Below are 17,289 nucleotides of genomic sequence, written 5' to 3'. Positions count from 1 at the left end.
CTGGCGCGTGCGGGGAAGCGGGATTAGGGCACGCCCATGTCCGCCATCTCTCCCCTCGCCCGTCCCTTCCCCGACCTGCTGCCGATCGCCGGAGCACAGCCAGCCGTGGCGCGCGCCCGTTACAAGGAGTGGGATCGGTGCGATCTGACCTTCGTCGCCCTGGATGAGGGAACCGCGGTTGCGGGCGTGCTGACCCGCAGCGCCTGTGCGTCGCCCGAGGTCGAATGGTGCCGCAGGGCGTTGACGCTCGGCCGGGCACGGGCACTGGTCGTGAATGCGGGTAACTCCAATGCCTTCACCGGCGGGCGCGGACGCGCTGCGGTCGAAGCCATCGCCGCCCGCGCTGCCGCGCATCTGGGCTGCCAGCCGTCCGACATCTTCGTCGCCTCGACCGGGGTGATCGGCGTGCCGCTACCGATCGACAAGGCGGAAGCGGGGCTCGACGCCGCCTTTGCCGCGCCGGAGTGCAGCTGGCGGGACGCAGCGGAAGCCATCGGCACGACCGACACTTTCGCCAAGGGAGCCGTGCAGCGTGCCGTGATCGGCGACCGCACCGTCACGCTGGTGGGCATCATCAAGGGCTCTGGCATGATCGCGCCGGACATGGCGACCATGCTCGGCTTCATCTTCACCGATGCCGCAGTGGAACCGGGCTTTCTTCAGCAGTTGCTCGAGCGCGCCAATCGCCGCAGCTTCTCCTGCATCACCGTCGACGGGGACACTTCGACATCGGACACGGTGCTTGCTTTCGGCACCGGTCGCGCCGGCAACACTCCTCTGTCATCGTTCGACGATGCGGGCGCGGACGCCTTTGCTGCGGCGCTCGATGCGCTGTGCCTTGAACTCGCGCAGCTAGTGGTACGCGACGGCGAAGGCGCGTCCAAGTTCATCGAGGTTCAGGTCACCGGCGCGACCAGCGACGCCAGCGCGCACCGCATCGCGATGAGCATCGCCAACTCGCCGCTGGTGAAGACGGCAGTGGCCGGCGAGGACGCCAATTGGGGCCGCGTCGTCATGGCGGTGGGCAAGGCCGGCGAACCGGCCAAGCGCGACCGCCTGTCGATTCGCTTCGGCAACACCATCGTGGCGCGCGACGGCTGTGCGGTCGAGGGCTATGACGAAGCCCCCGTCGCCGCGCACCTGAAGGGCCAGGATGTCGAAATCGGGGCAGACCTGGGCATGGGCGATGGCCGCGCCACGGTTTGGACCTGCGACCTGACCCACGGCTATATCTCAATCAACGCGGATTACCGGTCATGACCGAGCTGACCGGCGGCTGCCTGTGCGGCGCGGTCCGCTATCGCCTTGGCGCGGAACCGTTCGACGCGGGCTGGTGTCACTGCCGGACCTGCCAGCTCAACTCCGGAAGCCCGGCCATGGCCTTTGCAAGCGTCGCAGTCGGCGACTGGCAGCTGGACCAAGGCGCGGATGCGCTCGGCACAATCCCATCCAGCAGCTCCGGCCACCGCGCATTCTGCACCCGCTGTGGCACGCCGCTGTACATGAAGGTCGACCACCAGCCGGGGACGGTCGACTTCAGCATCGCGACGCTCGACGATCCGGACGCGGTCCGGCCGGAGTTCCACATCTTCTATGCCAGCCGGATCGGCTGGGCGGCCGCGGGAGACGATCTCCCGCGGCACGACCAGTTCAGGCGTAAGTGACGTTCGCCACCCGACGACGCATGACGCCGCCGATCAGACCGAATCCGCCAAGCATCAGCGCCCAGCTGGCGGGTTCCGGCACAGGCGTGATGGTCGCCGAGAAGGTCAGGTCCTGCGACCCGTTTACGACCTGAGTGAAGGTGAGCTCGTCGAGATTGGCGCCGAGGGCGCGCCCCGTGATCGCCCGGCCGAGGCTCGGGTTCGCGTTGGCGGCCTGGCAGGCCGGGCCACCAATAAAGACGTTGCAGGAGGCAACGCTCGCCTGGCCCGTGCCGGTGGTGTAATAGGTGGTGAGGAAGGCGACATAATTCTGCCCCGCCGTCAGCTTCACGCCGACGGGATTGAACTCGAGCAGGCCGGAACTGCCGGCTACGGCGGCACTACGCCAGATTTCCGCACCCGGCGTGAAGGTCGAACCCAGTGGGCCATTTAAAGCATAGACGATGGCCTGCACAGAGGTGAGGGTCGATCCGCCCAGCAGCGAGAATTGAAGGCTCGTCAGGTTGCCGGATGTCGAGGCGGCAAAGCTCTCGCCAATGAACACGGTCTGACAGGCGCCGCCCTGATACGGCCAGCCGCAGAGCGGACCGACGTTTGAGCCGCTCGCAGGATTGCTGATCGTTTCCGCATGAGCGGCGCCGGCAACGAACGCGGCCAAAGCGGCAGCGGCCAAGAGCATAGTCTTCATGGAACACCCCTTCCAAGATCTTCAGACAGAGGGCCTCGACCCGGGAAGCGGCCGGCTTCCGAGCACCCAGGCCCTCGGTGAGAGCAATCGAGAGAGAGGTTGACTGACTTCCCCCGGTCGCGGCGCCGGCCTCGCATGTGCCGGTGACGCTTTGGTGAAGCTTTGACGAAGCTTTGACTGCGTCCCGTTTCGGGTCGCAGTCTTCAGGCGCTTACCAGCCGCACTTCTGCCCTTTGTTCTGCGCCTTCAGCCAGGTCATCAGCGGCTTGAAGTACGCGACCATCGCGTCACCCGACATTTCACGGCTGCCGGTGAAGGCCTGCAGCGCGTCGGGCCAGGGCTTGGACGCGCCCATCTCCAGCATCGCATTCAGCCGCTCGCCGACCTGCTTGTTACCGTAGAAGGAGCAGCGGTGGAGGGGGCCCTTCCAGCCGGCCTGCTTGCACGCGGCCTGATAGAACTGGAACTGGAGGAGCCGGGCCAGGAAGTAGCGCGTGTAGGGCGTGTTGCCGGGCACGTGATACTTGGCGCCGGGATCGAAATTCGCCTCCGTCCGCTCGACCGGGGGCACGATGCCCTGATATTGCAGGCGGAGATCGGTCCATGCTTTGTTGTAGTTGGCGGGCTGGACCTGGCCGGAGAACACGCCCCAGCGCCACTTGTCGACGAGCAGGCCGAACGGCAGGAACGCGACCTTGTCCATTGCCTGGCGCAGCAGCAGACCGATATCCTTGTCCGCGCTCGGCACCTGCGCGCGGTCGAGCAGGCCGATCTGCACCAGATATTCCGGCGTGATCGACAAGGCCACAAAGTCGCCGATCGCTTCGTGGAAGCCGTCGTTAGCGCCGTTCAGATAGAGATAGGGCTGATTGTTATAGGCGCGCTGATAGTAATTGTGGCCGAGCTCGTGGTGGATGGTGGTGAAGTCGTCCGAGTTCACCTTGATGCACATCTTGATGCGCAGATCGTCCTTATTGTCGATGTCCCAGGCCGAGGCGTGGCAGACCACTTCGCGATCGGCGGGCTTCAGGAACATCGAACGCTGCCAGAAGCTTTCGGGCAGCGGCGCAAAGCCGAGCGACGAATAGAAGCCCTCGCCGGCCTTCACCATCTTCAGATAATCGTAGTTCTTCGCCTTGAGCAGCTCGCCCACATCATAGCCGAGATCCCCCGCCCCCGCGGGCGCGACGACGTCGTAGATATTGCCCCATTCCTGCGCCCACATATTGCCGAGCAGGTCGGCGCGGATGGCGCCGGACTTCGGCTGCACAGCGTCGCCATATTTCTGGTTCAGCTTGGTGCGGGTGTAGCAGTGCAGCTCGTCATAGAGCGGCTTGACCTGGGCCCAGAGCTTATCGGTAAGCGCCGCGAACTCCTGCGGCGACATGTCATATTGCGAGCGCCACATGGCGCCCACGTCCGGATAGCCGAGCTCCTTTGCGCCCTGGTTGGCGATCTCGACCATGCGGGCATAGTCGCTGCGCATCGGCTTGCCGACATTGTCGTGCCAGCTGACCCACATTTCCTTGAGCTCGTCGGGGTTGCGGCTCTGGCCCATGGCCGCTTCGATGTCGCTGCCGCTGATCGGCTGCCCGCCGCGCGTGCCCTTGCCCTTGCCGTAAGTGGAGTTCAGCCGCGTCGCGATCTCGCTCAGCTCGCCCGCCGCACCGGGGGTGGTCGGCGCGGGCAGCACGAGACCGCCCCGCAGCGTGTCGAGCTTGCGCTTGGTGTCGAAGGACAGCCCGGGCACGTTCTGAAAGGTCGCCGCCTGCTTGGCGAACTTGACCGACATCTCGGTGCCGATCGTGCCGTACTTGGCCGACAGCGCGTCGGTGTCGTCGGTGATGTAGGTGTTGTTGATCCAGGCGACGCGCGCGGCGTCGACGCCGAAGGTAGAAAGCTGCTTCTCGGCATCGGCCACGAAGGCATCCGCATCGGCCTTAGTCGGGGCGGCCGCATTCTGCGCAACCGCCGCGCCGCCGGCCAGCGCCGCCGCCAGGGCAAGCGCCGAGATCATCGTCTTCTTCATCGAAACCCTCTCGCAATCTGATCTTGTGAAAGCCGCTAAAAGCCGTGGCCTGCGCGGGGTCAAGTGGTCGCGAGCCACTGGGCCAAGGCGTTCCCCAGCTCAGGCTTCACGACCGCGCTCATATGGCCGCCGGGCACCAGCACCAGCTCGCCGCGCGGCAGCGCCTCTGCCAGGGCGGCGGCGGAGCCGTTATCGTCATCCTCATCTCCGCACAGGACGAGCACCGGCAGGTCGAGCCCGCGGATGACCTCTTCCGGCGTGTCGGTGAAGCTGTTGAGGATGTTGAGCAGGGCGACCGGATCGCCCTTGGTCGATTTGAGGAACGTCTGGACATTATAGCCGGGCGTTCCCGGCGGAAAGCTGCCGAGATTGGTCAGCACCTCGCGGAAGTGGCCGGCGCGGCGCGAGGTCTGGGTAAGCCCTTCCAATCCCATGCCCGACAGAATCGCGCGCTTGGGGCCAGCACCCCGCGCGAGCATGCGGGAGACGGTGCGCGCGCCGAGCGAATAGCCGCCCAGATCATAGTCCGCGAGCCCGAGCTGATCGAGCAAGGCAAATCCGTCATCGGCCAGTATGTCGGGCGTGTAGAGCGCGGGATCGTGCGGCTTGTCGCTGGCGCCATGCCCGCGCAGATCGGGCATGATCACGCGAAACCCCTTGGCGGCGACCTTCGCCGCATGGCCGAAGCGGATCCAGTTCATATCGGCCGACGAGATATAGCCGTGGATCAGGATGACCGGCCGGCCCTCCCCAAGTTCGTGCCAGGCGAGGCGCACGCCGTCGGGCGCGGTAAAGAAGTGGGTGGTCGGCTTCATCCCGCCTCCCTATCAGGTCGGCGGGACCGCGCCAGCCTTCGCCCATTTGTCCATCAGCGCCTGATATTCGTCGCAGCGCATCCGCTTGAGCCCGGTCGTGTCGAGCCAGGCCTCGTGCATGCTCTCGACGCCGAAATGGCTGGTCGGCTTGAACCGGCCGGGATCGTCGAAGCTGCCGACGGTCAGGTCCATATTGCCGCTGCCTTCCACAAAGGCAAAACCAAGCGGCGTGCCGCAGCGAGAGCAGAAGGGCCGCTGCGCGATCGGCGAGCTTCGATACCAGTCGGGCTCGTCGCCCAGCCAGCGCAGATTGTCGCGCTTCACATTCTTGAACGCCGCGGCGAAGCCACCCGTCGCCCTCTGGCACATGCGACAATGGCAGAGATAGGCCTCGTCATCCTCGATGCCGACCTGGTAGCGAACCCGCCCGCACTGGCAGCCGCCGGTCACTTGCTCCATGCTCCACCTCCGGCGTCCGCCATAGCGGAAAGGCTCAGCCGGTCACCAGCTGAACATGGATCAGCCGCCCGCCCTCCTCGCGCCCAAGCAGGATCCTGGCGCCGTCTTTCAGCCGGACGTTCTTGCCGATCGGCACATCCTGCCTCGCATCGGCGTCATGCATCGTCGGCAAATTCTCGTTGACGAGATACCAGTCGCCCTGATGCTTCTGGAAATAGCCGGCACGCCTGCGGTGTTCGGGCTTCAGATGTTCGTTGGGGAAGAGCAGGCGGTTGGCGTGCCATGGGAAGAGCGACTGACCGTCCCAGACCATCAGCCGGTGATTGTCGGACTTGAAATCGGTGCCGCCGCGGCTGGAATAGAGGTTCAGCACCGGCAACTGCCCCCGATAGGCAGTACCGCAATAAGGGCATTTCGGCTTCGTACTGTTGTCGAAGACGTACCAGCCCATGTCGCATTTGGCGGAGCAGGGCTGGACCATGTCGATGGTGCGGACGAGCGCCGTCTCCCAGTCGGCGGCGGTCGGCCGGAGCGCGGGATTGTGTAGCCCGTCGATGAAGGACCGGCGGAACAGATCGGTGAGCAGCGGCCCGGCAATCGTGTGCGGCATCTTCGCCGGATCGCCCCAGGGAAGCTGCGCAGGCTTCAGATCGGCGGGTTTGACCCGGTTGCTGGCATCGGTCGGATGCTCGACGAACAGAGCCTTGGAGCCCATGGTGAGCTCCTCGTCCTTCGTCGCGTCCATGTCGTGCACTTTCCCGCCGCGCAGGGGATGGCGGTAGAACAGGTACATGTAGATCAGCACCGCGAGCGCGTGGCGGTCGGTCGCCGTCGAGGGCAGTTTCCGCGCCGGGTGGGTCTTCGCCAGATGCTGGGTCGCGATCACTTCGGGCGCGATAAAGTCGGGCGTGCCGACGACGTCCGGCGGGTATTTGCCCGGCACGACCAGCCCGTCGATGTCGATGATGCACGCCTTGCCGGTCAGAGGATCGACCAGCACATTCTTGTAGGACAGGTCGGAATGGGCAAGGCCGGCCGCGTGCAGGCGCCGCACGCTGCGGCTGATCGACAGCGCGACCTGCAGATAGCTGAGCCAGGTCCCCTTCTCTTCCGCCGCCAGATATTTGGCGCGATTGGAAGCGGAGGCGAACCATTTGCCCTCCTTCTCCTTGCCCTTGATACCGAGCACATCGCCTTGCACCGAGCCGTGCTTGAAGAAGAAGTTCTGACCATAAACCGGGGCGACGACGCCGATCCGCTGCCCATCCTGCACGATCGAGGACGGCCAGCAATACAGGTCGCGCCAATAGTCGCCGCCCTCGCGGCTCTGAATCCCCTCGCGGTAGGAGCCGACGATCGCCTTCAGTCGCTCCTGGCCCGCATGGTCCAGCTTGTCACGGTACCAGGCAACGACATAGCTCTTGTCCGCGCCCAGATAGACGTCCTTCATGCCGCCCTGCCCGAGCAGCTTGGCATCGTCATATTCGACCGTGCGGCCGTCGAGCGTCTGCAGGCGCACTATCGCCACGGCCTCAGCCCTCCTTCGGCAGCAGCAGGGCGAGCGTGCGATCGTCGTGATTGCCGGGCGACCAGAAATCGAGCCAGGCGAGGAATTGCTCGCCGATGTCGCCGTCCGAGGCGGCAAGATCCACATCCTTGCAGAGATCGTCGTGCCACAGCGCCGTCCAGGCAGCCGGATCGGCGAACACCTTGTCGGTCGGCAGCTTGGGATCGGTGATCCCGTCGCTCATCAGCGCGATGGCGGTGAACCGGTCCGCGATCGCAAAGTGAACCCGGTTCATCACTTCGGCACTGTCGAGGAACTCGGATTTGGCGAGAAAACGGGTTTGCCCAGCATATTCGCCCGCGTCCGGCGAGGTGAGCGGCTGCACGGCAGGAGCGGCGAGATCGAACAGCGCCGCGCCGCCATCGCCGATCGAAAAGGAGCCCACGAACCAGCGCGTGCCGTAACGACGGGCGATCAGGGCGATGATCGTCGTCGACAGCTTGGACACCGTCTCATCCAGTTGTTCGGCCTGCCGGTGCAGCGCCTCCGCCGCCTTGAACCCCGCGGTCACCAGCGTTTCGTAAAGCCTGGTCCTGATCTGGCCGTCCGCACGCGACTCGAGGAGCGGCGCGAAGTCGTCGCCGAGGTGTCTGTCGATCAGCGGCGGCAGTTCGCGCACGACCGTTTCCACCGCCAGCTTCGAGCCGAGCCGCGAATAGGCCGCACTCCCCGCGCCATCCGCCACTGCCGCGATGTGCCACTCGCCATGGACTGCAAACGCGAAATCATCCTCCCGGAAGCCGCCATTCTTGGCATGCGAACGCCCACGCTTGCTCGCTCCGATCATGCGCAACGTCGGTCCGGTAAGTGCGGAGAAATGTTCGTCCGGCTTCCAATAAGGATCGGAGCTGTTGCTGTCCTGCGATGTCCAGAGCGACTTCGGGTCCGCGACCACGATCAATGTCGCGGTGATCTCAGCGGCGCGCCCATCGATGACGCCGGTAAGCTGGATCTCATGATCGCCAGCGTCGCTGGGGGTGCCGGACAGGCTGCCGCTCGCCTCATCGAAGCACAGGCCGGTCTGACCGGCGTCGACCAGCCTCAGGTCACGCGCGCCGTCGATCGCGAGTTCGGCGCTGTAGGGCTCGCCTGCCCGCGCATTCTTAAGTGCAACCCGCCTTCTGATCGCCAGCATCGACTGCTGCGCTGGCTCAGGCTTGGCGATGGGCTGCGCCGGCTCGTCATCCCTTAGCAGGCTCACCCGATCGGGCGCTTCCCCAGTTGGCTGCGTCTCGGCGGGAGGCTCATCGCGGGCCACAGGATCGGCCGCTTCCTTGGGGAGGATCGGCGGCGTGGTGAACTGGGTCGCGCCAAGGTCGAACTTCTTCACAGGCTGAGGGCCGTCACCAAAGCGCGAGATGATGACCTGAGGCTCTTCCGGCGCAGCCTCCGCACCCGCATCGTCCAGTTCCGCCGCCGGAGCAGCGCGAGTTTCGGTCGCGGCGCAGGCGCGGAGGACGGCCAGCGCGCGCTGATATGCCGGGTCCATTCCGTCTTCGTGGAAGAGATGGGTGTCGGGCACCGGCTCGTGTTCGATCGCGTGGAGAAGGGTTTCGATCGCGCTGCGTGCCAGTCGCGACGGCTCGTATCCGCTCATCCCCGCCCCCGGTTGATGGCGGGTCCGGGCGCATCCTCATCGACCGCGGTGTAGGTCGCGCCGCGATCGCACCAGGGGCAGACCGCTTCCACTTCCCCTTCGATGCAGTGCACGCCGCCGCAGCCGCACATGGCCATGCCGAAGCGGGCCATGCAGTGCGGGCAACTGGGCGCGCCGATCAGGTCGGCCGATGCGATTTTTGCCGTCGAGCCGCTGTCGTCGCTCAGCTCGAAATAGCTGTTCTTGACCGGTACCGCCGTGCGCAGCGTGTATCTGTTCTGGTAGAACAGCCCCGCCAGTCGCGCATCGCCGGTTTCGAGGTTGGCCTTCATCCGCTCATATTTGATCAGATAGGGCCGTCGGCTCTCCGCGCACTTGCCGACGATCACCGCGTAGCGATCGTCCACCCCGCTCGCCATTTCTCCCGAATGAGGATCACGCAAAGGTGCGATCAGGTCGGCATCGCTCTTGGCGAGGCTGACGGGCGCGGCATCACCGACCGCGTCGACGCTCCGGCTTTGCGCCTGCACGGACATGCTGACCCATTGCACGAACCGCGCAAAGGCATTCGGCGCCTGATCGTTGAACAGGATCACCTGCTCGGTGAGGCGGCCGAGCAGGCTGTGGTCGGCGCCGCCGCCGATCGAGACCGCCACCAGATTGACCCGCGCCGCATAGCTGCTGATCCAGCGAAGGATCGCCGCCTCGGCATCGTCGGTGGGGTGGCCGTCGGTCAGCAGGAAGACGAGCGGCTTCCAATCGCCCTTGCGGTCGGGCGTGGTGCGGACGACCTGGCGATCGATCTCCTTCATCAGATGAGCGAGCGCCGCCCCGAGTGCCGTGCCGCCGCCAATCGGCAGCTCCGGCGGTTGGAACATGGCCATCTCGGTCAGCGGCACCAGGGTGCGCGGCTTGCCGGCAAAGGCGATCACGGACAGATAAGCCGTCTCCAACGCATATGGGTTGGTGCGCAGCGTGCGCGCGATCTCGGTCAGCCCCTGTTCGAGCTGGTAGAGGCTGTCGCCGACCATGGATTCCGAGACGTCGATCAGCAGGAAGACGGGAAGCCTGCGCATCAGATCACCAGCTGGATTTCGGCCGGTGGCGGCGGCAGCGGCACCTCGCCCTGCAGGCCCATCGAGCGGCTGCCGCCGGCGATGGTGGACGTCACCCATTTGAAGAACGAGTTGAACGCAGCGCTGTCCATCGTGTCCAAAGAGACGATGTGGTCGCACAGGGGCTCGAGATCCTGTCGCCGCGCCTTGGGACCTGCCAGGCAGCCGACGATGTTCGCAAAGCCCTGCCGCCGGACGATCGGGCAATGATCCTCGAACAGCATCGTGTCCGACGGCTTGCCGTCCGTCATGACGAACAGGAACGGCGCCCAATCGCCCTTGCGCTCGGGCGTCGAGCGGATCAGGTCCCGCTTCAGCCGCCCGACGAGCAGCTCCAGCGCCATGCCGAGATGCGTAGGCCCGGATTCCGGCGTGACGATCTCGGGCACCTGCAGCTCGTCCAACGGGGTGAGCGGCACCACCAGCTTGGCCTCCGCGTCGAATGTGATGATCGCGATATGCACCGTCTCCAGCGCATGGGGGTCCTGTCGCAAGGAACTCATCATCACCTTGAGGCCGGTGTTCACCGCCTCGATCGGCTCGCCCCGCATCGATCCGGACGTGTCGAGCAGCAGATAGACGGGCAGTCTCCGCATCGGCTCAGACCAGGCTGATCTGGGGCGGCGGCGGCGGCAGTTCGCTGATGTCGCCAGCGTCCGACTTGTTCAGATCGACCTTTTTGGAAGAGGTCGAGATGCTTGCCGACACCCATTTGAAGAAGGCGCCGATCGTGCTCGAATCCGCTGTGTCGAGCGAGACGACATTCTCAGTGATCTGCTTCAAGACCGAAGTGTCGACGCCCGGCCCCGCCGCGCAGCCGATCACCATGCCGACCTTGGCCTTCCTGAACTCGGCCAGTCCCTTCTGCCAATCGTCGGTCGGCGCGCCATCGGTCATCAGGAAGACGAGCGGCTTCCAATCGCCCTTGGCGTCGGGCGTGGTCTTCTGCACCTCGCGCTCGATGCACTCCCTGATCAGTTTCAGCGCCGCGCCCAGCGACGTGGTGGAACCGGCGTCGATCTGCGGGGGCTGAAAGGCGACGAGTTCGGTCAGCGGCACCACCTGCCGCGCCTCGCCGTCGAAGGTGATGACGCTCAGATAGGCGGTTTCCAGCGCATAGGGGTCGGTGCGCAGCGTGCTTGCGAGTATCTGCATGCCGTTGCGGACTGCCTCGATCGGCTCGCCCATCATCGAGCCCGACACGTCCAGCACCAAGTAAACCGGCAAGCGGCGCATCCGAATCCCCCCTGAAATCACGCGTTTGCGCGAAGGTGTCCGGGGCCGGGGAGCGGGTCAAAAGGAGTTCGATCCGAAACGGACCGAAGGGTCAGCGCCGCGCCGCGCCCATCCGTGCGATGACGGCGGCAGGCACCTGATAATGTGCAAAGGCGGACTTGTGATCGCGAAAGCCGCACAGCTCCCGCTGGATCATATAGGCGTGCGCCGCCTCTGCCGCGTTGAACAACAGGTCTTCGGCGTCGTCCTCCGGCCGCGGCTCGCGCCAGCGGGCAAGCGCCAGCTCCAGCCGCCGCCCTGCCCTTCCCAGCGACGAGACCTTTTCCGCCGCCAGCTCTTTCTCGAAGCCCGACAGGCGGTCGCTCGACATGCGTGCGGCCAGTCCAGCTGGCAATACCAGGCTCATAACTCCTCGCGCCTCATCGCTGATGACGGTGAGGATATAGGGGTCGGCGATGGTAAGAAAATGGCGCACCCGACACGATTCGAACGTGTGGCCTTTGCCTTCGGAGGGATTATCGCTGGCTCCGCCAATAAACGCCAGGAACCGCCGATGACCGCCTATCTCACTGTAATCGCTAAAGAATTTGCTTTCGCCTTCCGCCGGAGGTACGCTTTGTCTCGCCACAGTTTTCGCCCGCTTGCTTACGTGGTGCTTACGCGAGAGAGCGCTGTTGGGTCGGAGAAAGCCCATGTCTAAGCTCACAAAAAGAGTCGTTGACGCCGCTGAAAGCCGCTCCAAAGATTACGTCATCTGGGACGACGAACTCCCCGGCTTCGGCCTCCGCGTCTTCACGTCGGGCAAGCGCAGCTACGTCATCCAGTATCGCCTCGGCAAGCGTTCGCGTCGGTTCACCATCGGTTTGCATGGCATCTGGACGCCCGAGCGCGCGCGCCAGGAAGCGAAGGTCCAACTGGGCCGCATTGCTCAGGGTGAAGATCCCGCCGAGGAGAAGCAGCTCGACAACAAGGCGATCACCGTCAAGGAGCTGTGTGACCTCTACGTCGCTGATCTCAAGGCTGGCCTCATCCTGGGTAAGGGTGGCCGGCCAAAGAAGGCGAGCACGATCCTCTCGGATACAGGACGCATCGAGCGCCACATCGTGCCCTTGCTTGGCACTCGGAGGGTCAAGGACCTCGTGAAGGCCGACATCACGAAGGCCCTGAAAGACATTATGGCCGGCAAGACCCGCTGCAGCGTCAAGACGAAGAAGCTGCGCGGCCGCGCCATCGTACGCGGCGGCGCCGGAACGGCTACCCGCACGATCGGGCTGTTCGGCGGCATCCTCACCTACGCGGTTGAAGCAGGCATCATCGACATCAATCCCGTCCACGGCGTTCGGCGGCCGAAGGACAATGTACGCGGACGGCGCCTGACCGAAGCCGAATATCGCCTGCTCGGTGACATCCTGACCAAAGCCGCCGCCAACGAGAAGTATGAGTTGTCGGTCGACATCATCCGGCAGCTCGCACTGACCGGATGCCGTCGGACCGAAATGATCACCTTGGCTTGGACCGAGGCTGATACGGATTCAAGCTGCCTCCGCCTGATCGACAGCAAGGAAGGAAGCTCGATCCGCCCTATCGGCCTACCTGTCGTAGAGTATCTCGAAGCGCGCCGGAAAGAGCGGAGCGGCACCTACGTCTTCCCCGGCCAAGGCGATGACAATGCGTTCGGGAGCTTCCCCAACCATTGGGAGCAGATATTCGCGGACACCGCGCTCGCCGACATCACCCCACACGTCCTGCGGCACAGCTTCGCCAGTATCGCCAACGATCTCGGCTTCACCGAAGTCACGATCGCCGCGCTGGTGGGGCATGCGAAGGGATCGGTCACGAGCAACTACATCCATACGCTCGATACCGCGCTCATCATGGCCGCCGACACTATCTCGGGCTACATTCAGGGGCTTCTGGATGGGATCGAGTTCAAACAGACGGCCTACGCCCTGGACCGCGACTCACGGAAAGCCGCCCTTGCGCGGTTCCTCCAGAAGGCCGCCGCTACGGAACAGGACACGGCCGAGGACGCGGAGCAGTTGCTTGCAGCTTGATCGCGCGATGGGGGTTTCAGTTATTGCAGTTAAGCCCCGCACCCCTTATATTGGATGGTCAGGAGACACGATCATGGCCAGCCAAGTGGTTCAGTTCGCCGGTCTGTCCGACCGCGACCGCAAGACCGTGACGCCTCTGCCAACCTTGGCAGAGGGCGATCACGTGGAGCTGCATGTGCGGCGTCGCGATGGACGGGAGCAGACCCTGTCCCTTCCGCCGGCCGCCATCAGCGCCGTCGAGACGCTGCTGTCTCGCCTGCTGAACGGCGAGAGGGTCGCCGTGCTCACGGAAGATCAAGAGCTGAGCCCGACCGACGCATCGGTGATCCTGGGCATCTCGCGTCCGCTCGTCGTCCATCGCATGGACATCGGCGATCTGCCGTTCCGCTACGTCGGAAAGCACCGCCGGGCATCGCTGAAGGACGTGCTGGCCTTGAAGGAGACGCTGGACGCCCGCCAGAAGGCGATGGACGCCCTGGCTGAGGACACAGAGGATCTTGTCGTCAACCATGGCCTCTAGACCGCCCATCGCGGTCTACGACGCCTGCGTCCTCTATCCCTTCCATCTGCGCAACGTCCTGATCCAGTGCGCCTTCGATGGCTTAGTTGCCGCGCGCTGGACCGACGACATTCACGCGGAATGGATACGCAATCTGGCCGCCAATTCCCCCGGCACACCGGTCGCGCGCTTCGAGACCACCCGCGACATGATGAAAGCCGTCCTGCCTGACGCCAATGTCGCCAACCATCGGAGCCTGATCCCGAGCCTTTCCTTGCCCGATCCGGATGACCGGCATGTGCTTGCGGCCGCGATCGCTGGCGGTGCCGAGACGATCGTGACTTGGAACCTGAAGGATTTCCCCGCTCCGCAGATCGCCCCTCACGGAATCGCCGCAGTGTCGCCCGACGCCTTCCTTTCGGCCCTGCACCGAGCCTATCCGAAAGCCCTTCTCAGTAGTATCGCGCGGGCTCGGGAAAACCTCAGGCGCACGACGCCATCCGTTACCGAATTCGTGGACGCGCTCGAACGCCATGGCCTCGTCGCCTTCACATCCATCCTTCGACGACACGCCGCGCGCCTTCGCTAGACGTACGATGCACTGCGGCGTTCACGATGCAGCGGCGCGCCGCCTTGATTGCGGCGTGCTGTCCGCCGAACCATAGGCGAAAAGAGGCGTCGCGCCCTCAACGCCGTTGGCGTGGCGGCGAAGTAGGGTCGCCGTCGCATCGCGGTCACCGGCGCGCGCGAAGGCGTACCCCTGGCCGATCTTGCAGCCCATAGACCAGAGTTGGCTTGCTTGCACCTCGGTCTCGATCCCTTCGGCGATGATCTCGATACCGAGGCGGCGGGCGATATCGATCAAGCCCTCCACGATCACCAAGCTCGGATCGTCCGGCCATAGACGGCCGATAAACGCCTGATCGATCTTGATGATGTCGACCGGCATATTCAACAGGTGCGTCAATGACGCGTGGCCAGTACCGAAATCGTCCAGCGCCACGCGGACGCCTGCAGCGCGCAATGCCTCTATCTCTCGTGCTACGACGCGATCACTTCGGCCGATACATGCGTCCTCACTCACTTCGACGATCAAACCGCCGAGCGGGACGCCAGCGCGACCGAAGGCGTCTTCGAGTTTCTGAGCCAGGCTGCCCGTATAGAAATCGGCGGTCGAAACATTGAGGCCGACCTGCTGGATAACCAGACCCCGATCCCGCCAGAAGGCGATGTCCCGCGCAACCGTCACCGCAACACGTTGCGTAAGCTCCGCAGCGATATGGGCGTCGCTGGTCGCTTCCCGAAAAGCGAGGGCACTGACGAGTTCACCCGTCACGGTGCGCATGCGGCAGAGCGCCTCGAGCCCGACGATCTCGCCCGTATCGAGACCGACGATCGGTTGGTAATGCGTTTCCATGCGATCATCGGCGAGCGCATCGGCCACATCGCGTATCGCGTCCCGGCGCCGCGTGATCCGCGTGCCGATTCCCGGCCAGTAGCGCACGAAGCCGCCGCGCCCGGTCTCCTTGGCGTGATAGAGCGCGAAATCCGCGGCCTCGTTGACCGCCATGGCACTCCGTTCGGAGACACCCAGAACCGCGCCGCCGATCGTCGCACGAGGCGCCACGGCATGCCCCTCGCAATCGGCGCTGCGCTCCAATCCTGTCAGCACGCGTTCCGCCGCCGCATTCAGATCGGCGAGTGAGCCGGGGTTCTGAATGATGACGGCGAATTCATCGCCGCCCAGCCGGAAGCTGACGTCCGGCGCCATCGCCCGCGCGATCCGGGTCCCCGCCGCCTTGATGAGAGCATCACCGGCCAGATGGCCGAACGTGTCGTTTACGATCTTCAGATTATCGAGGTCGATAATGAAGAGGGCCCAGGCCCCCGGGACGTCACACGGAATCTGCGCCATCGCGACGTTGTAGCCCGAGCGGTTGGGAAGTCCGGTCAGCGCGTCTATGTTCGCGCGGCGCTCGCGGTCGACGGCTCGCTCATGCCGCTGAAGCGCGAGACCACAGAGATCGACACAGGCGTCCGCCAGCGCGCGCTCAGAAGCGCTCGGCGAGCGCGCTTGCTCGCTGTAGAAGCCGATGACGGCAATGGCGTCACCGCCCGCGTTGACGACAGGGAAGGACCAGCATCCGCTCACGCCAAGGCCTTCTATGAGTCCCATGGAGCGGGCGCAGCGCAGATCACGTCGGATATCCTCGATGATGACGGGTTCGCGCAGATAAGCCGCAGCGCCGCAGGACCCGACCTCCGGGCCGACCATCATCCCATCCAGTGCAGAAGAATAGTCCGCAGGCAGACTCGGCGCTGCGAGCGGATGCAAAAGTCCGGCCTGATCGACCGTCAGGATCGAGCAGATCACGCCAGACATCAGTGTCTCAATGTCGGCACAGAGTTCGCGCGCCGTGTCAGCCACAGGTTCGCTGTTGGCGATCATCCGCAATATCTTGTTCTGGATATGCAACAACACGGTCGCCGTCCAACTCAACTGACACTTAGGGATGCGACTATAATAGTCGTAAGATGTGAAGTTCGGCTTACCCAACAAGATAAACATAGAGGTAATCATCGCTGGAGGGGAAAGCCTTCCCCTGCGGCCAAGCCTTTCGTCTCGACCGACCCCTTCTGCGGGGACACCCCCAGGCTGTGCAGAAACTTGCGAACGGCGTGGTCCGCGCGAACTTCGCAAAAGCTGCAGAGGGCCCTCAGCCTTTGGCGATCATCGTTTCAGACCCGAAGGCGTTCACGGCGTGGATGATATTGAACGCCAGGACCGATAGTGCCGCTTCCGCCTTCACCTTCCGTAGGCCTCGAGTAAGGAATCTACCGCCGCCGGACATTCGTTTGATGGTGCCGAAGGGATGTTCGACCGTACATCGCCTGATCCGCATGAGGCTTGGGTCCGCATAGACGCGCCTCTCCATGCGATCCAGTGCGCTCTGATCAACAAGTCGGTGGATCGTCCGCTGGGCGCCCGGCGTACATCGGCTCTTCAGCTGACAGTCTTTACAGGCGGAGGTGCGATATCTGATCGCCCGGTTGCGGGTATGCTTGCCTGATGGCCGGAGGATCTCGCCAGCGGGACACCTGATGGTGTCGCTCTCCTCGTCGTAGACGAACTGGGTCGGCCGAAAATGCTCGGTGTTCATCGCGCCCCGTTTGATGGGCGCTGACACGATTATCGCGTCGGCCTCGCAACGGGCGACCTCGAGCGCGTTGGAGTAGCCGCCGTCAGTCAGGACGTGCAGCTCGTCGGTGTCAATCGGCGTCCAAAAAGGACCCCCTATCGGCGTCCAAAAGAGACCCCCTTCGTCGAGCAGCGTGACAGGTATGACGGGCGCGCCGTTCGCGCTGGTTGCGGCGTAGGGCGGGCGTAGCCCGACCGGAGGCGCAACCAGCGCGAAGCGTTCTCTGCCGGGTGCCTCGGGCGTCAGCTGCGGTGTTTGAAGCGCCAGCTGTCGTTGCCGGTCTCGACGATGTCGCAGTGGTGGGTAATGCGGTCGAGCAGCGCGGTGGTCATCTTGGGGTCGCCGAAGACAGTCGGCCACTCGCCA

18 protein-coding genes are annotated in these 17,289 nt (G+C 64.6%); 5 read left to right on the top strand and 13 right to left on the bottom strand.

The features are described 5' to 3' along the window. Window positions 1–36: 36 nt before the first annotated feature. Together argJ and HJG53_RS00080 are read left to right on the top strand one after the other, a co-directional pair. Window positions 37–1,260, top strand: coding sequence for a bifunctional glutamate N-acetyltransferase/amino-acid acetyltransferase ArgJ (gene argJ, locus HJG53_RS00085; protein WP_171127221.1), 1,224 nt, complete (start codon window positions 37–39; stop codon window positions 1,258–1,260). Next, window positions 1,257–1,664, top strand: coding sequence for a GFA family protein (locus tag HJG53_RS00080; protein ID WP_171127220.1), 408 nt, complete (start codon window positions 1,257–1,259; stop codon window positions 1,662–1,664). The genes argJ and HJG53_RS00080 overlap by 4 nt, the downstream gene beginning before the upstream one ends. On the opposite strand, the gene HJG53_RS18445 is transcribed toward HJG53_RS00080, so the two are convergent. From HJG53_RS18445 to HJG53_RS00035, 10 genes are all read right to left on the bottom strand, one after another. Further along, window positions 1,651–2,352 (bottom strand): PEPxxWA-CTERM sorting domain-containing protein, encoded by a 702-nt coding sequence (locus HJG53_RS18445; protein ID WP_254447449.1) that lies wholly within the window; start codon window positions 2,350–2,352, stop codon window positions 1,651–1,653. The genes HJG53_RS00080 and HJG53_RS18445 overlap by 14 nt on opposite strands. A gap of 211 nt (window positions 2,353–2,563) precedes the next feature. Continuing rightward, a complete protein-coding gene (locus tag HJG53_RS00070; protein ID WP_171127219.1) occupies window positions 2,564–4,381 on the bottom strand; it encodes a M2 family metallopeptidase in 1,818 nt (605 codons plus the stop codon). Between the two features lie 59 nt (window positions 4,382–4,440). Then, a complete protein-coding gene (locus HJG53_RS00065; RefSeq protein WP_171127218.1) occupies window positions 4,441–5,196 on the bottom strand; it encodes an alpha/beta fold hydrolase in 756 nt (251 codons plus the stop codon). 12 nt (window positions 5,197–5,208) lie between these two features. After that, complete coding sequence (locus HJG53_RS00060; protein WP_171127217.1) at window positions 5,209–5,655, bottom strand: GFA family protein; 447 nt, start codon at window positions 5,653–5,655, stop codon at window positions 5,209–5,211. Window positions 5,656–5,689: 34 nt separating this feature from the next. Continuing rightward, the gene (locus HJG53_RS00055; RefSeq protein ID WP_217352549.1) at window positions 5,690–7,183 is read right to left on the bottom strand and encodes a hypothetical protein; all 1,494 of its coding nucleotides are present in this window, start codon (window positions 7,181–7,183) and stop codon (window positions 5,690–5,692) included. Between the two features lie 4 nt (window positions 7,184–7,187). After that, window positions 7,188–8,819, bottom strand: coding sequence for a PP2C family serine/threonine-protein phosphatase (locus HJG53_RS18285; protein ID WP_217352548.1), 1,632 nt, complete (start codon window positions 8,817–8,819; stop codon window positions 7,188–7,190). Then, a complete protein-coding gene (locus tag HJG53_RS00050; protein ID WP_171127215.1) occupies window positions 8,816–9,895 on the bottom strand; it encodes a TerY-C metal binding domain-containing protein in 1,080 nt (359 codons plus the stop codon). Before HJG53_RS00050 ends, HJG53_RS18285 begins: the two co-directional genes overlap by 4 nt. Further along, window positions 9,895–10,530 (bottom strand): VWA domain-containing protein, encoded by a 636-nt coding sequence (locus HJG53_RS00045; RefSeq protein WP_171127214.1) that lies wholly within the window; start codon window positions 10,528–10,530, stop codon window positions 9,895–9,897. The genes HJG53_RS00050 and HJG53_RS00045 overlap by 1 nt, the downstream gene beginning before the upstream one ends. Window positions 10,531–10,534: 4 nt before the next feature. Next, window positions 10,535–11,170: a VWA domain-containing protein gene (locus HJG53_RS00040; protein ID WP_171127213.1), complete on the bottom strand. Its 636-nt coding sequence runs from the start codon at window positions 11,168–11,170 to the stop codon at window positions 10,535–10,537. Between the two features lie 91 nt (window positions 11,171–11,261). Next, window positions 11,262–11,645 (bottom strand): DUF6665 family protein, encoded by a 384-nt coding sequence (locus HJG53_RS00035; RefSeq protein ID WP_171127212.1) that lies wholly within the window; start codon window positions 11,643–11,645, stop codon window positions 11,262–11,264. 199 nt (window positions 11,646–11,844) lie between these two features. Here HJG53_RS00035 and HJG53_RS00030 point away from each other — a divergent pair, with 199 nt between their 5' ends. The 3 genes from HJG53_RS00030 to HJG53_RS00020 all read left to right on the top strand — a co-directional run bounded on the left by HJG53_RS00030 (window position 11,845) and on the right by HJG53_RS00020 (window position 14,312). Continuing rightward, the gene (locus HJG53_RS00030; RefSeq protein WP_254447448.1) at window positions 11,845–13,224 is read left to right on the top strand and encodes an integrase family protein; all 1,380 of its coding nucleotides are present in this window, start codon (window positions 11,845–11,847) and stop codon (window positions 13,222–13,224) included. 73 nt (window positions 13,225–13,297) lie between these two features. Next, the gene (locus tag HJG53_RS00025) at window positions 13,298–13,744 is read left to right on the top strand and encodes a DNA-binding protein (RefSeq protein ID WP_168073943.1); all 447 of its coding nucleotides are present in this window, start codon (window positions 13,298–13,300) and stop codon (window positions 13,742–13,744) included. Then, window positions 13,734–14,312, top strand: a complete 579-nt coding sequence (locus HJG53_RS00020) for a PIN domain-containing protein (RefSeq protein WP_171127211.1) — start codon at window positions 13,734–13,736, stop codon at window positions 14,310–14,312. Before HJG53_RS00025 ends, HJG53_RS00020 begins: the two co-directional genes overlap by 11 nt. A gap of 21 nt (window positions 14,313–14,333) precedes the next feature. Here the strand turns inward: HJG53_RS00020 and HJG53_RS00015 are convergent, their stop codons facing one another. From HJG53_RS00015 to HJG53_RS00005, 3 genes are all read right to left on the bottom strand, one after another. Further along, window positions 14,334–16,205 carry an EAL domain-containing protein gene (locus HJG53_RS00015; protein WP_171127210.1) on the bottom strand — a complete coding sequence of 624 codons (1,872 nt, stop codon included), beginning with the start codon at window positions 16,203–16,205 and terminating at the stop codon, window positions 14,334–14,336. A 235-nt stretch (window positions 16,206–16,440) separates the two neighbouring features. Then, a complete protein-coding gene (locus HJG53_RS00010; protein ID WP_217352546.1) occupies window positions 16,441–16,884 on the bottom strand; it encodes a transposase in 444 nt (147 codons plus the stop codon). A 281-nt stretch (window positions 16,885–17,165) separates the two neighbouring features. Then, window positions 17,166–17,289, bottom strand: a 124-nt coding sequence (locus HJG53_RS00005) for an ATP-binding protein (RefSeq protein WP_171127209.1), incomplete at its 5' end; no start/stop codon positions are given.

The organism is Sphingomonas sp. ID1715, from assembly GCF_013044515.1.
Lineage (GTDB): Bacteria > Pseudomonadota > Alphaproteobacteria > Sphingomonadales > Sphingomonadaceae > Sphingomonas_B.
Note: the sequence above shows the minus strand (reverse complement) of the source record. Positions and strands in the feature narration are given on the sequence as shown.

Excerpts from the sequence above, each read along its gene's own strand:
- HJG53_RS00070 (WP_171127219.1), bottom strand. The coding sequence starts at position 4,381 with ATGAAGAAGACGATGATCTCGGCGCTTGCCCTGGCGGCGGCGCTGGCC.
- HJG53_RS00045 (WP_171127214.1), bottom strand. The coding sequence starts at position 10,530 with ATGCGGAGACTGCCCGTCTATCTGCTGCTCGACACGTCCGGATCGATG.
- HJG53_RS18285 (WP_217352548.1), bottom strand. The coding sequence starts at position 8,819 with ATGAGCGGATACGAGCCGTCGCGACTGGCACGCAGCGCGATCGAAACC.
- HJG53_RS18445 (WP_254447449.1), bottom strand. The coding sequence starts at position 2,352 with ATGAAGACTATGCTCTTGGCCGCTGCCGCTTTGGCCGCGTTCGTTGCC.
- HJG53_RS00060 (WP_171127217.1), bottom strand. The coding sequence starts at position 5,655 with ATGGAGCAAGTGACCGGCGGCTGCCAGTGCGGGCGGGTTCGCTACCAG.
- HJG53_RS00040 (WP_171127213.1), bottom strand. The coding sequence starts at position 11,170 with ATGCGCCGCTTGCCGGTTTACTTGGTGCTGGACGTGTCGGGCTCGATG.
- HJG53_RS00065 (WP_171127218.1), bottom strand. The coding sequence starts at position 5,196 with ATGAAGCCGACCACCCACTTCTTTACCGCGCCCGACGGCGTGCGCCTC.
- HJG53_RS00080 (WP_171127220.1), top strand. The coding sequence starts at position 1,257 with ATGACCGAGCTGACCGGCGGCTGCCTGTGCGGCGCGGTCCGCTATCGC.
- HJG53_RS00050 (WP_171127215.1), bottom strand. The coding sequence starts at position 9,895 with ATGCGCAGGCTTCCCGTCTTCCTGCTGATCGACGTCTCGGAATCCATG.
- HJG53_RS00025 (WP_168073943.1), top strand. The coding sequence starts at position 13,298 with ATGGCCAGCCAAGTGGTTCAGTTCGCCGGTCTGTCCGACCGCGACCGC.
- argJ (WP_171127221.1), top strand. The coding sequence starts at position 37 with ATGTCCGCCATCTCTCCCCTCGCCCGTCCCTTCCCCGACCTGCTGCCG.
- HJG53_RS00020 (WP_171127211.1), top strand. The coding sequence starts at position 13,734 with ATGGCCTCTAGACCGCCCATCGCGGTCTACGACGCCTGCGTCCTCTAT.
- HJG53_RS00010 (WP_217352546.1), bottom strand. The coding sequence starts at position 16,884 with ATGAACACCGAGCATTTTCGGCCGACCCAGTTCGTCTACGACGAGGAG.